This is a genomic window from Listeria farberi (genome assembly GCF_014229295.1).
Classification (GTDB): domain Bacteria; phylum Bacillota; class Bacilli; order Lactobacillales; family Listeriaceae; genus Listeria; species Listeria farberi.
Genome location: NZ_JAARZL010000001.1, coordinates 698,767 through 711,787, shown reverse-complemented (window position 1 = coordinate 711,787; position 13,021 = coordinate 698,767). Strand labels below are relative to the sequence as shown.

The following is a 13,021-nucleotide window of genomic DNA, read 5'->3' as shown; positions in this document are numbered from 1 at the left end:
GGTTATTTTTTCCCTTGGCGGTAAAGATCTTTTGTTTTGTACCCTTGACTCAAAATATCGACCATTTCTACGCGTCTTTTTTCTTGTGTGGCTGGTTGTTTGGCAGAATAAATATAGCGCGCCCAAACACGCTGGTATCCTGTCGCTAAATTATTGTAAAATGCTTGTAAATCGCCTTTATCTGCTAAAAATTCTGCGACAAGTGGTACATAATCGGCATATTCATCTGCGGAAGGGTTATTTTTCTTTACGCCTTTCGCTTTTAGCTGTGCTGCTTCTTTTAAACCAACAACCGTGTAAGTTTCATCAAGCGCTACCATTCGCGTGAATTTGAGGGTGCTACCGTCCACGTATCCTTCCTCATCGGTTTTAAGCGCTGGCATGAGTTCATCGCGGTGTACATATGTAGCGAATTTTTTATTGCCTTTTTTTGGATAAGCGAAAAATAAATAACCATTCGCAGCAAGTTTATTTGTAGCAATAACTTCTTTCGTAAAAGACACTAATTCTTCTAGCGTTTCAACAAAATCGAAAATTAAGTCATATTGCTTATTTGCTAGTTTTTCTTCGTAATTTGCTAGGTTTCGAAAATAATCTGCTCCAACTGGTTTATTTAGAATGACTGCTTTTTTATATTTAGTCAGTTGTAATTTTTCTACTATTGTCTTTTCTTCCATATCCAGCACCTCGTTTGTATAGTTTGATTACAGTATATAGCCTTCTCTCCAAGTAATCAAGCCAAACTAAACGTAAAAAAAGACCAAGCGACGTGGCTTGGTCTTTGAATCATTTTATTTAAAAACAACAATCTCATTTATTTCAATCGAAGGGTCTAAACTTTTTGCAACCGGGCAGGCATCTTTCACTAAATGCACGGCTTTTTCGGCTTTTGCTTCGTTACTTTTATCTACTAAATCCACCGTGAAAGTAACATTAATTTTCGTTAAAACATGCACGGCACTTTCTTGATCTTGTTCATAATCGGTATGAATGCTTAAATCATTTATCTCAATTCGTTTTTTCTCAAGTAATGTTTGATATACATATCCGCTACAAGCCGCAACCGCAGCCACTGTTATTTGAACTGGAGAAAAACCTTCTTCTTTAATTAATGTCCAGTTGCCGTTTGGATGTACAAGTTCTAATACTTTCCCATTTTTCACTAAATCCATAATCAATTCCTCCATTTTAATTCTTACAATTCTTATATGAATAATAAGATTATAGCTTAAATAAAAAGCCATGTCCAATTTCCCGTACGAAAAAAGAATCCAAGTGTAACTTGGATTCTTTTTGAGCGGTCCCGACGGGATTTGAACCCGCGATCTCCTGCGTGACAGGCAGGCATGTTAACCCCTACACCACGGAACCATATGTATAGAAAATGAATAAAAAAGTGACCCGTACGGGATTCGAACCCGTGTTACCGCCGTGAAAGGGCGGTGTCTTAACCGCTTGACCAACGGGCCAGATAAAAAACGAAAAATGAATATATATTCAATTGAATTCATTTCTCTTACACCAGCTTTTTTATTATAACATAATCTCAGTGACTGTCAACGGCTTTTTCTAATTTTATTCACAAATTTTTTATCTCTTGATTTTTATGCATTTTGGCTAGTATAAAACAAAGTCAGCTATGCTTATTAAAAGGCACGCTGACTTTATTTTACTTTTCTCGGTGATCAACCATAATAAAACTTCTCGTATCATAGCGATGTCTTGAACGGGAATATTCGACTGGTCTCCCGTCTTTTAAATACACTACTTGCTCCACTTCTAAAACTGGATCGTGTTCCCCGCACGCTAAATATTCTTGGTCATATTCAGATGGCTTATCGGCATTAATTTTCCGAAAGGCTCCACTTAGCACAAGTCCCAGTGAGTCTTGTAAGTACGCATAAATCGAATGATGTAAAATTTCTTTCGTTAAACCAGGAACTAAATCTGCCGGCATCGTTGTATGCTCTAACACATATGGTGCGCCGTCCAAGAGCCGTAACCGAATCAATTTGTACACTGGCTGGTCTGCTTTTATTAAAAGTTGTTCTTGTGTTTTTTCATCTGGGAAAGCAATATCGAAAGCAATAATTTTACTCGAGATTCGATTGTCTCCCATCATTTTTGTCAAACCGTCATAATCCCGCAAACTTGCATCTTGTTTATTAGCTAAGGCATTTTTCATAACAAAAGTTCCTGCACCGCGTTGTCTGTAAACAAGTCCTTCAAGCGCTAAAACATCAAAGGCTTTTTTTATTGTCATTCTGCTACAATCATATGCTCTAGATAAGCTCACTTGATCAGGAAGAATGGATTCTGGTGGATAAGTACCGTTGTTTATTTTTTCACGGATTTCTGCGGCAATCAGTTCATACTTAACCAAGTCGATCGCTCCTTCGTTTGAATTAAAAATGTCTAGCCATTTCTAGTCAAATTATAGCATATCGAAAAGGAAAACATAACTTATTTGATAGCTGCTTCGGATTCTCTTGCTATATTCGTACGGTCAACAAGTTTGAGGAATGGATACCAGATGATTAAGACGATGAAGAAATCCACTACTTGAAGCGCCCCGCCGAGCCATGAGTTTGTTGCTAAAATTCCATTGATGATAATTGGCACTGTCCAAGGTACAGATACCCCAGTTGGAGCTGGTACAATTCCAGCAGCCATCACAAAGTAATTAAGTGTAGTAACAACTAATGGCGCAAGTATCCACGGAATTAAAATCGTCGCATTTAGCACGATTGGCATCCCGAATAATACCGGTTCGTTTACATTAAAAATACCAGGTCCGAGCGCTAAACGACCAATTTCCTTACTTTGTTTGCTCTTCATTAGAAAAGCGAGCGCAATTACTACAGCAAGTGTCATCCCCGATCCACCCATGCCAACAGTAAATACTTCCATAAACGGTTTTGTAATAATATGTGGTAACGGCGATCCAGCTTTATAGGCGTCCAGATTTTCAAGCATTAACGTATTCCAAATTGGGTCCATTACCGAGTTTACAATAATTTGACCATGTAAACCGAAGAACCACAATACTTGGACAAAGAAAAGCGCAATCAGAGTTGGTATAATTCCTGATCCTAAACCAACAAGCGGTTTTTGAATAACAGTGTACACTACATCATGTAAGTTGGTGTTGAAGAAGAATTGAACAATAATATTAATTACTAAAAAGATACTTAATGTCAAAACGGCTGGTATTAATGCAGCAAATGATTTAGCGACTGCTGGCGGCACCCCATCAGGCATTTTAATCGTCCAATCGCGTTGCACGAAGAAACGATATAATTCTCCCGCAATAAAACCAGTAATCATCCCAATAAACATACCCTTTGCACCAAGTCTATCTAAAGAAAGTGCTCCAGTAACTAATTCCCCATTAGTACTATTAAAGAAAAATGGCGTTAAAATCAAGAAACTAGCGAGCGCTACAGCACCCCCGTATATAGCTTCTACTTTATAATACTTCGATAATGAATAACCAATACCAAAAACAACAAAAACCGTCATAATACTCATTGTCGCATTTTGGGCATTTCCTAAATAAAGTTGTAACGTAGCTTTCGTTTCATCACTCCAAAAAGGTAGATTCATCAAAACTACAGCAATAGAACCAAACATTGTCAGCGGAAACGCCAACATAAAAGCATCTCGTAAAGTCGTTAAGTAACGATTCTCCCCTAGCTTTGCAGCAAGAGGCATTAATTTATCCCCAAGCAACTCCATAAATTTATTCACTGTTCTTCCCCCAAACGTATTTTTTTCTACAAGAAAACGTTTTCTATTTATTATTATACTCATTTATTTTTAAATGTCTAGTCTTTTTAAAATAAAAGACCAAACAAAAAGACTTCCATCCTAACGATGAAAGTCTCAAACTTATTTTCTCTTTTTCTTCGCTTGCTTTTCTGCGGCTTTTTGCTTGTTTTCAGCTAATCGGAATAGTGTCATTTCTCGTATTAAATCATAAGGAACTTCTTCGTTAATTGGGAATTGAACCGCACCTTTTGAATACTTGTATTTTCCTAATTGCTTCTCAAATGCAGAAATACCACTAGGTGCTGGATAAAATCCATAATGATTTTTTGCAACCGCAAAGTGCACGAGATTACCTTCGAAATAAAAAGTTGGCATTTGATAACTAATTTTCTCTGTTGCTTCTGGCGCTGCGGATTGAATAGTTTCTCTAATCTTCTCTAGTACTTCTTTTGTTTCGGGCGGGGCCTGGGTAATATATTCATCTATTGTTGAAAATTCCAGTTTATTATCCATAGTCCATTCCTTTCTGAAATGTTTTAATTTATTATAGCAACTCTCTTAGTAAAAACCAATTTTTGGTGTCATTATATAGTCGTATTCATAAATATTATTCGCTAAGCTCATCTCTGACCGCCATAAGAGCAAAACCAAGAAGATTCAAACCTTTCCAATGTAACGGATTTTCCGCATGCTTATCATCAGAAGCTAAGCCAATACCCCAAACTTTATCCAAAGGACTTGCTTCAACTAAAATCCGATTATTCGTATGAAGCAAAAAATTTTTCAAATCTTTATTTTGAGAGAATTTTGCAAGATTACCACGTTTAACTATATTAAACCGATTTTCCATCCAAACATCTTCTTGAAAACCACTTATTAATCTACCAAAAGATTTTGCTTGTTTCGGATGTTTCGCTGCTAAAATTTTCCCTCTCATTTCTGTATCATTAAAAAGTTTTGCCTTTTCAGCCATCATGAATTGCTCAGCACAATTATACTCCACTCCATCAACCTTGAAATTACACTTCCACCACTGACTAAAACAACTTTTATTTATGCTTCCATCAGATGAAGATTGGTTTCCCCAAAAGAAGATGTACTTTAACTTTTGCTTTTTTTGGTATTTCTGCTGTATTTTTTCTAATGTATAATCCATACCTGTCATCTCCAACTTTTTAATTTTATTTATCATAATATTATTTTGCCAATTTCGATTTTCAGTAAGAAATCCGCAAATGAGTCTGCTATAACCAAACTTTCTTCAAATTCAGGTTCCGAACCATGAACAATACTTCCGTCATTTAAAGCGATAGCATAATATTCATAACAACCGCCAACACTCATCATAATTGGTAAATGTGCATTCCAAAATAGTTTTACTTTATTTTCTAAATTTTTATCGCCTTCTGCTGCTTCTAAACTCATTTGTTCAAAAGAATTCCACGAAAAGGCGTCATCTTCATTCTCTAAAAAATCTTCTTCCGACAAAAACCAACAAGTGTCCCCCGCGTGCTACAGAGGTTAAGTTGTTCATAAAAAATCTTATATGCATCTGGTAAATTTACATATCTTTTTAAAATTTGCTCTGGAAATTTTTTCTCTACAGCTGACAAATCTATTTGCCAATTATTATTTTTAGCACATTCAAAAAAATGATTTATTGGTTCCATTTAAGCTACCTCCCACTATTTAGCGTTCCATTCTTCTCTCACTTTCATCAAAATCTTGCCTAACCGATTCTTTCCAGAGCCATCTCCACCATCGCCCCAATAATGATCATTTTCCGTATGTTCCACTAAAATAGCATTCTCTGTGGATAAAAGCATTTCTTTCACTTCCGAATGTTGCTCTACTTTTGCTCTGATTGCTTTTAACATCACTTCGTCTTTCATACTTTCCCAGCCTTTTCGCAGTGGGAAGTCTCTATTTCTACCCAATTTTGCTGCATCTATTGGTTTTTTCGTATTAATTACTTTTTTAATAATCTTTTTATCTATAAATTTTTGCGCTTGGAAATAGTGTTCTGTGGTTGGATAAGTCACGCCGTCTATGACAATTGGATGTAAAGAGAAATTAGAGAAACAGCCATAGTCCGCATTTTCACTATAAAAATGGATAACCTTCATTTTGCACCTCCGAGTATTTACATTATGTTTTTTGCAACTTGAGTTTATCTTTCAAAATAACTTTAGCATATATATAGACGCAAATCCATCGCTCTTTTCCACAAAAAAAGACACTGCTTAGTTTCCTAAACAATGTCTTTATAAGTTATTACGGAGAAGGAGGGATTTGAACCCTCGCGCCGCGCGAGCGACCTATACCCTTAGCAGGGGCACCTCTTCAGCCACTTGAGTACTTCCCCAAACTCCACAGGCAGGACTCGAACCTGCGACCGATCGGTTAACAGCCGATTGCTCTACCAACTGAGCTACTGTGGAATTATCTGACTTCCACTAGTATACGCAGAATCCGGCGAAATTGCAAGACTTTTCACGGGTTTTCTGTATAAATTTTCTTGGAGCCAGTTTGGATTAGTTTTCCACCGCAACTGCCACAGCGATAACGGTTCACATTGAATCTACGTTGTCTTAAAAATGACTTTCCGCAGCTTTTGCATGTATATTCATGCATGGTAATTTCACGAGGAATCGCGGCACAAAATCTCGGTGCGTCTACTTTTTTTAATAACTCACGGAAATCTTGGTCACGATGTTGGTAGCCTTTTTTCTCTAAATGAAGGTGATAATGACATAATTCGTGCTTCATAATACCAATAAAATACTCTAAGCCAAAGTTTTCTAAGTATTTTGGGTTCATTTCGATATGATGGCTTTTGAGCAAATAACGTCCCCCAGTGGTTCGTAAGCGCGCATTAAACACGGCTTGGTGGCGAAATTCTTTTTGGAAAAATTGCAGCGACACTTCTTCCATGTGTCGCTGCAATTCTGCTTGATTCATTATTTAACACTTCCATTAGGATTAAGCATAGTTAAAGCAATTCGATTTTTCTTTGTATCTACTTCATCAACCCAGACAGTTACAATATCTCCTACTGAAACGACATCCATTGGATTTTTAATAAATGAATTACTTAGTTTTGAAATATGCACAAGCCCATCTTGTTTCACGCCAATATCAACAAAAGCGCCAAAGTCAACCACATTTCGAACAGTTCCTTGTAATTCCATTCCTTGTTTTAAATCTTCCATCGAAATAACATCTTGTTTTAGAAGCGGAGCCGGTAGTTCATCACGGAGGTCGCGGCCGGGAGCAATTAAATTATCAATAATATCATGCATCGTCTCTTTACCAATTCCTAATTTTTCTGCTTCTTCTGGAATACTAAGTGCTTGTAGCGCTGCTTTTAAATCCGCGCTCCCAATATCACTCAAGCCAAAACCAGCTGCTTTTACAATTTGTTCTGCTGCTTTATAACTCTCTGGGTGAATAGCTGTTTTATCTAATGGATTTTCACCTTCTAAAATACGTAAGAAACCAATACTTTGTTCATATGATTTTGCCCCAAGACGAGGCACTTTTTTCAATTCTTTACGGGAAGAGAAAGAACCGTTTTCTTCACGATATTTACGGATATTATTGGCGACTGTCTTATTTAAACCAGCAACATATTGTAAAAGGGAAGCGGAGGCTGTATTAACATTGACCCCTACTTGGTTGACGGCCGTTTCAACGACGAAAGTTAGCGTTTCATTTAATCGTTTTTGTGCTACGTCATGTTGATATTGTCCTACGCCAACAGATTTTGGATCGATTTTCACAAGTTCAGCTAGCGGATCTTGCAAACGACGGCCAATCGAAACGGCGCTACGCTCTTCTACTTGGTAATCTGGGAACTCTTCACGAGCAGTTTCGCTCGCAGAATACACACTGGCTCCAGCTTCATTAACAATGCAATAATAAGCATTAGAGTTTGATTCACGAATAACTTCTACGATAAATTGTTCGGTTTCACGGGAAGCTGTTCCATTGCCAATTGCAATAACCTCTACTTGATAAGTGGTTAAGATTTCTGCAATTTTTTGTTTTGCTTCAGGACGGCGCGCTTTTGCTGTATGTGGATAAACTACACCTATTTCTAGTACTTTTCCGGTTTGGTCTAACACAGAGAATTTACAACCTGTTCTAAAAGCAGGATCGACCCCAAGGATGATTTTGCCTTTTAATGGTGGTTGTAAAAGTAATTTGCGCAAGTTCTCAGAGAAAATATGAATAGCTTGTTCTTCTGCTTTGTCTGTTAGTTCCCCGCGAATTTCACGTTCAATTGCAGGACCAATAAAGCGTTTATAGGCATCTAAAATTGCTTCTTCTATATATGGTCGTGTGGCAGAATTGCGGTTTTGAATAACTTTTTCAAAAAGATATTGGAAGATTTTTGTTGTATCTACTTGAACTTGTACACGTAAGATATCTTCTTTTTCCCCGCGATTAAAAGCAAGTATGCGGTGACTTGCTACTTTTCCAATCATTTCATTGAAATCGTAGTACATTTCGTAAACGCCTTTTTCATCTGCTTCGGCGTTTTTCGCTTTGGATTCAATCATACCGAATTTCCGAGTAAAGTTACGAATCCATTCGCGGAAGCTAGGTTCATCGCTAATTTGTTCAGCAATAATTTCATGCGCTCCTAGTAAAGCGGCTTCAGCTGACTCTACTTCTTTTTCTTCTGAAATATAGTTTGCTGCTTCTTTTAGTGGATCAGCATTACTCGGGAAGCTCATTAGCCACTCAGCTAATGGTTCTAATCCTTTTTCTTTGGCAATCGTTGCTTTCGTGCGTTTCTTTTGTTTGTACGGACGATATAAATCTTCGAGCGCTTGGTGTTTTTCCGCTTTGATAATTGCCGTTTTCAGTTCGTCTGTTAGTTTTCCTTGTTCATCTATTAAACGAATAATTTCTTCTTTACGGTTTTCTAATTTTGTTACATATTCAAAAGTTTCTTCAATATCACGAATTTCAACTTCATCTAGGCTTCCAGTCATTTCTTTACGATAACGCGCGATGAATGGAACCGTGTTACCTTCTTCCATTAATTTGATAACGGCATTAATTTGCGCTGGTTTATACGTTAGCGATTTTTGGACTAATTTCATTATTTTATCTTGCATTTGTTCCATACTTGATAGCCTCCAATTATTTCATTATCTATTAAGTGTAACATAATTACGTTTCAACTGACAAAAGCTATCTGTCAAGCTTATTTAAAGCATTTTCCGCATAATGGATCGCATCTTCGGTATGGAAAAAGAAGTGGTCTTCGCCAATTCGGTCGTAAAGTCCACTATCTTTTAAACTTTCTTTCGCTTTATCAGTTAATCCAGCAATCAAAATTTGGCCGCCCTGCTTCGAAAATTCTTTTTCAATTTGGTGGAAATAACCTTCCGCAGTCGCATCAATAATCGGCACTTTTCCCATCCTTAAAATTAGAAATTCCGGTTTAACGTGGATGGCTTTCATAATATTTTGTTGAAAAATCTGCGCTGCTCCAAAGAAAAGTGGCCCACGAATCGTAAAAACACTAATTTTTTCGTGTAAATGAGGAGCAATTTCGGCGCCTTCTGGTTCGATTTCTTCGATTTGTATCGAGCTGCCCATTTGTTTAGCGAATAAAACAACTGCAAGCAATAATCCCACTTCAACAGCTACTGTTAAACTAGCAAAAACAGTTAATAAAAAAGTAATAATGAGTACTAAAGTATCACCCGATTTTAGTTTAATAATATGCTGAAAAGTTTTTCGTTCGCTCATATTCCAGGCAACTAACATTAAAATTGGCGCCATTGCAGCAATAGGAATGTTAACAGCTACTGGAGCAAGTACAAGTAAAGTCAGTAACACGAAAATCCCATGAATCACACCAGAAACGCGACTTGTCGCACCATTATTAATATTAGTTGCTGTTCTTGCAATTGCGCCAGTTGCTGGAATACCACCAAACATCGGTGTGACAATATTTGCGATACCCTGCCCAATTAATTCACGATTACTATTATGTTTTGTATTCGTCATTCCATCTGCAACAACAGCAGAAAGAAGCGATTCAATCCCGCCAAGCATTGCAATAACAAAAGCCGGTCCAATTAGTTTACTCATATTCGCAAATGTCATATTAGGAAATTCAAACGGCGGAAAAGTACTCGGAATATCTCCATACGCCGAACCAATTGTTGGAAGCGCATCCCGGAAAAATAGCATTGCAATCCCGGTCGTAATTACAAGACCAATAAGTGGCGCTGGAATCCTTGGTAAAATTTTTGGAAAAAGAAATAATACAAACATACAAATACAGGAAATTAACACGCTATAGAAATTCCATGAATCTAAGTGTAGCCAGATCTCTTTCATATTTGCTATAAATGATTCATGCTTTTCCATTCCAGTTAATCCAAGGAAATTCCCCACTTGCCCCATAAAAATTGTTACAGCAATCCCTGCTGTAAAACCGATAGTTACCGGGCGCGGAATAAATTTAATTAACGTTCCTAGTTTGAAAATCCCCATTAAACAAAGTAAAACCCCAGCCATCATTCCAGCAACAAGTAAATCCTGATAACCATAAGTTAAGACGATTCCGAGTAATACAGGGATAAATGCTCCGGTCGGTCCAGCTATTTGAAATCTAGATCCTCCAAAAATAGCGACAATAATTCCGGCTACGAAACTTGAATAAATACCATATTCCGGCTTTACTCCTGAAGCAATCGCAAATGACATCGCCAGTGGTAAAGCAATAATGCCCACAATAATACCCGCAAGCAAATCTTTCCTAAACCTTGCCCACGTATAACCTTTTACACTATTCAACCAAACTTTCTTCAATTCGCTCCTTCTCTCTTACTTATATTTTAATCCGCGCGAAAAAACGCAAAGCAAGATTGCTTCACGCTTACTAAGTGATTTTCATCACATGATGAAGTATAAAAAACTAGCGCTCTACTCTAATATACCATAAATTAACTAAGTTCTCCTACACAATACGAAAAAACACCTTTTAAACCATTGCTAGTTTAAAAGATGCTTTTGTTATTCTGGAAATTTGCCAATCATGAAAGTAACATCATCTGTTGGAATGTCTAATATATTTCGTTCGATTAAATGCCCGATTTTCACTACACAAAGTGGTGATTCTAGGCTTTTTCGAACACGAGAAAGAACAAGCCCATCTGAATGCATCAAAAACTTACTGCCTGGTTTGTATTTATAAGATTGCAACCGATACTTCTGCTTTCTTCCGGATAAAAAGCCAGAGCCAGAAAGCGGAAAAATAAGCTTATCTTCTATGCCAATCATATAAAAGCGGATATTGCCCATACCAGTATAATAAAGTGTCTTCGTTAAGTAATCACCTTTAATAATTGCTATTGCAGCACCACGAAGTCCTGAAACAGCCTGGTTAGCTTTTTCAAGCATATCAGTAATATCTGCATGTATGTCTTCCTTTATAGCATCAACCGTCGCTTTGGCAGCTCTATTCGCTTCCAGTCCACTTCCAAGCCCATCAGAAAGAACATACAAAAAACCATTTTTGTCTTCATGGGTAAAATAAACATCCCCGCAGTATTGTTGTAATGCTTTAGAACGTTGAAATACAAATAAATTATTTGATTCAACCGCCTTGTTCATTTACTCCACTTCCTCATTCTGCAACGCCTCTCGAAGTTTTTTAATAGCTTGACGTTGGATTCTAGACACATGCATTTGTGATATATCGAGTAGTTCGCCGGTTTCTTTTTGACTACGATTTTCAATGAATGTATATTGCAATATCTTCTGTTCTCGCTCATCCAAAACAGGGAGAACTTTTTCTAAAAGCATACGTTGATTTACACGTTCAAACCCATCATCCGTACCGCCAACAACATCAAGTAACGTAATCGTACTTCCATCCGAATCAGCTTCAATCGAATGATCTACAGAAAGTGCTTGGTAACTTTTCCCCATTTCCATCGCTTCTAAAACTTCTTCTTCCGTGACACCGATAAAATCTGCAATATCGCTAATTTGCGGTGAGCTTTGTAGTTCTCTTGTTAGCTCTTCCACGGCATTTTTAATTTTCGGACCTAATTCTTTAATTCGACGTGGTACATGAACGCTCCATGTTTTATCACGTAAAAAACGTTTAATTTCACCAACAATTGTCGGTACAGCAAATGCTTCAAAGCTTTTCCCAAAAGTCGCGTCATAACGTCTAATAGCACCAAGCAAGCCGATATTTCCAACTTGAACTAAATCTTCGTGAAAAGATTTACCTTGGGAATATTTGCGGGCAATTGATTCTACTAAATTTTTATAATGAACGACTAAATTATACTGAGCATCTTCGTCACCGTTTTCTTGATAAGCGGCAATCCAAATATACACTTTTTCTTTTGCTTCTTTATCAGGTTGAGATACTTTTGGCATTCTCCTCCACCTGCTTTTCATTAATATATTTGGTCATTACGACAGAAACCCCTTCATCGTAATAAAGTTTCACGTCATCCATTAATGTTTCAATTAAAAATAAACCTAGCCCTCCGATACGCATCATCTCCGCATCTTCCCCCACTTCATAAGGACCAATTTCTTGTTTACGGGTTTCTAGGTCGAAGCTTGTTCCGTTATCAGAAACACGAACTTCTAATTTGTCTTCATAAATATGATATTCTACTGTAATTTCACCATCTTCTTCACCTTTAAATGCATGTTTTACGGAATTAGTGATGGCTTCACTTACAGCTATTTTCAAATCTTCAATTGCTTCGTAAGAAAAACCTGCGCGACTTGCAATCCCTGATAATGAAAGTCTACCTAAACTAACATATTCAGGCTTGGCAGGAAGTTGTAAAATAATTTTGTCATGCATTGTTGCCATTCATTTCACCCTCTACATTTTTGATTTCAATGATATCTGACAATCCTGTGATTTCAAACAATCGGAAAAGTCGGTCGCTTAAACCAAACAAGACGAGTTCACTTTGGCGTTGTCGTAAGCTTTTAAAAGCCCCTACGAATACACCTAAGCCAGTACTATCCATATAAGTAACTTCTGTTAAGTCGATTCTAAGTATAATACCCTCTTTTACTTGATACACTTCAAGTGCTTCTTTTACCTTTGGCGCTGTATAAGCATCAATCTCCCCAGCAACAAATATGTCTATGTGGTCAGTATCACGTTCTTTTATTTCTATACTAATATTCATCACTTCACCCCATCTAATTTAAGTATACTGTCGATTTTACCCTAACA

At 37.2% G+C, this 13,021-nt stretch carries 14 protein-coding genes, 4 tRNA genes and 1 pseudogene; all 19 read right to left on the bottom strand.

Annotation, left to right across the window (positions count from 1 at the left end):
- Nucleotides 1–2: 2 nt before the first annotated feature.
- The 19 genes and pseudogenes from HCB38_RS03465 to rsbV all read right to left on the bottom strand — a co-directional run bounded on the left by HCB38_RS03465 (nucleotide 3) and on the right by rsbV (nucleotide 12,974).
- Entirely contained in the window at nucleotides 3–677 is a 675-nt protein-coding gene (locus tag HCB38_RS03465) for a YdeI/OmpD-associated family protein (protein WP_185637562.1), read from the bottom strand.
- A gap of 114 nt (nucleotides 678–791) precedes the next feature.
- Nucleotides 792–1,172 carry an OsmC family protein gene (locus tag HCB38_RS03460; protein WP_033533221.1) on the bottom strand — a complete coding sequence of 127 codons (381 nt, stop codon included), beginning with the start codon at nucleotides 1,170–1,172 and terminating at the stop codon, nucleotides 792–794.
- A gap of 126 nt (nucleotides 1,173–1,298) precedes the next feature.
- Nucleotides 1,299–1,371: transfer RNA gene (locus HCB38_RS03455), tRNA-Asp, on the bottom strand.
- A gap of 26 nt (nucleotides 1,372–1,397) precedes the next feature.
- A tRNA-Glu gene (locus HCB38_RS03450) sits at nucleotides 1,398–1,469 on the bottom strand.
- A 200-nt stretch (nucleotides 1,470–1,669) separates the two neighbouring features.
- Nucleotides 1,670–2,383: a GntR family transcriptional regulator gene (locus HCB38_RS03445; protein WP_185318332.1), complete on the bottom strand. Its 714-nt coding sequence runs from the start codon at nucleotides 2,381–2,383 to the stop codon at nucleotides 1,670–1,672.
- Nucleotides 2,384–2,463: 80 nt separating this feature from the next.
- Nucleotides 2,464–3,750, bottom strand: coding sequence for a PTS cellobiose transporter subunit IIC (gene celB, locus HCB38_RS03440; protein WP_185637560.1), 1,287 nt, complete (start codon nucleotides 3,748–3,750; stop codon nucleotides 2,464–2,466).
- A 141-nt stretch (nucleotides 3,751–3,891) separates the two neighbouring features.
- Nucleotides 3,892–4,284, bottom strand: coding sequence for an iron chaperone (locus tag HCB38_RS03435; RefSeq protein ID WP_185637558.1), 393 nt, complete (start codon nucleotides 4,282–4,284; stop codon nucleotides 3,892–3,894).
- 94 nt (nucleotides 4,285–4,378) lie between these two features.
- Nucleotides 4,379–4,927 carry a riboflavin biosynthesis intermediates N-glycosidase gene (ybiA, locus tag HCB38_RS03430; protein WP_185318329.1) on the bottom strand — a complete coding sequence of 183 codons (549 nt, stop codon included), beginning with the start codon at nucleotides 4,925–4,927 and terminating at the stop codon, nucleotides 4,379–4,381.
- Between the two features lie 32 nt (nucleotides 4,928–4,959).
- A pseudogene (locus HCB38_RS03425) lies at nucleotides 4,960–5,441 on the bottom strand (SMI1/KNR4 family protein).
- Nucleotides 5,442–5,456: 15 nt separating this feature from the next.
- Complete coding sequence (gene ybiA, locus HCB38_RS03420; RefSeq protein WP_185318328.1) at nucleotides 5,457–5,897, bottom strand: riboflavin biosynthesis intermediates N-glycosidase; 441 nt, start codon at nucleotides 5,895–5,897, stop codon at nucleotides 5,457–5,459.
- Nucleotides 5,898–6,048: 151 nt separating this feature from the next.
- Nucleotides 6,049–6,136 (bottom strand) — tRNA-Ser (locus HCB38_RS03415).
- 3 nt (nucleotides 6,137–6,139) lie between these two features.
- Nucleotides 6,140–6,212 (bottom strand) — tRNA-Asn (locus HCB38_RS03410).
- Nucleotides 6,213–6,264: 52 nt separating this feature from the next.
- Nucleotides 6,265–6,732 carry a SprT family protein gene (locus HCB38_RS03405; RefSeq protein WP_185619130.1) on the bottom strand — a complete coding sequence of 156 codons (468 nt, stop codon included), beginning with the start codon at nucleotides 6,730–6,732 and terminating at the stop codon, nucleotides 6,265–6,267.
- Nucleotides 6,732–8,909, bottom strand: a complete 2,178-nt coding sequence (locus HCB38_RS03400) for a Tex family protein (RefSeq protein ID WP_185619132.1) — start codon at nucleotides 8,907–8,909, stop codon at nucleotides 6,732–6,734. The genes HCB38_RS03405 and HCB38_RS03400 overlap by 1 nt, the downstream gene beginning before the upstream one ends.
- A 67-nt stretch (nucleotides 8,910–8,976) precedes the next feature.
- Nucleotides 8,977–10,611 (bottom strand): SulP family inorganic anion transporter, encoded by a 1,635-nt coding sequence (locus HCB38_RS03395; protein ID WP_185318325.1) that lies wholly within the window; start codon nucleotides 10,609–10,611, stop codon nucleotides 8,977–8,979.
- A 204-nt stretch (nucleotides 10,612–10,815) separates the two neighbouring features.
- On the bottom strand, nucleotides 10,816–11,415 hold the full coding sequence (locus HCB38_RS03390) for a PP2C family serine/threonine-protein phosphatase (protein ID WP_185318324.1): 600 nt from the start codon (nucleotides 11,413–11,415) through the stop codon (nucleotides 10,816–10,818).
- Nucleotides 11,416–12,195, bottom strand: a complete 780-nt coding sequence (gene sigB / locus HCB38_RS03385; RefSeq protein WP_003761316.1) for an RNA polymerase sigma factor SigB — start codon at nucleotides 12,193–12,195, stop codon at nucleotides 11,416–11,418.
- Nucleotides 12,173–12,646, bottom strand: a complete 474-nt coding sequence (gene rsbW / locus HCB38_RS03380; protein WP_185318323.1) for an anti-sigma B factor RsbW — start codon at nucleotides 12,644–12,646, stop codon at nucleotides 12,173–12,175. Before rsbW ends, sigB begins: the two co-directional genes overlap by 23 nt.
- Nucleotides 12,630–12,974, bottom strand: a complete 345-nt coding sequence (rsbV, locus tag HCB38_RS03375; RefSeq protein ID WP_185318322.1) for an anti sigma b factor antagonist RsbV — start codon at nucleotides 12,972–12,974, stop codon at nucleotides 12,630–12,632. Before rsbV ends, rsbW begins: the two co-directional genes overlap by 17 nt.
- Nucleotides 12,975–13,021: the final 47 nt, after the last annotated feature.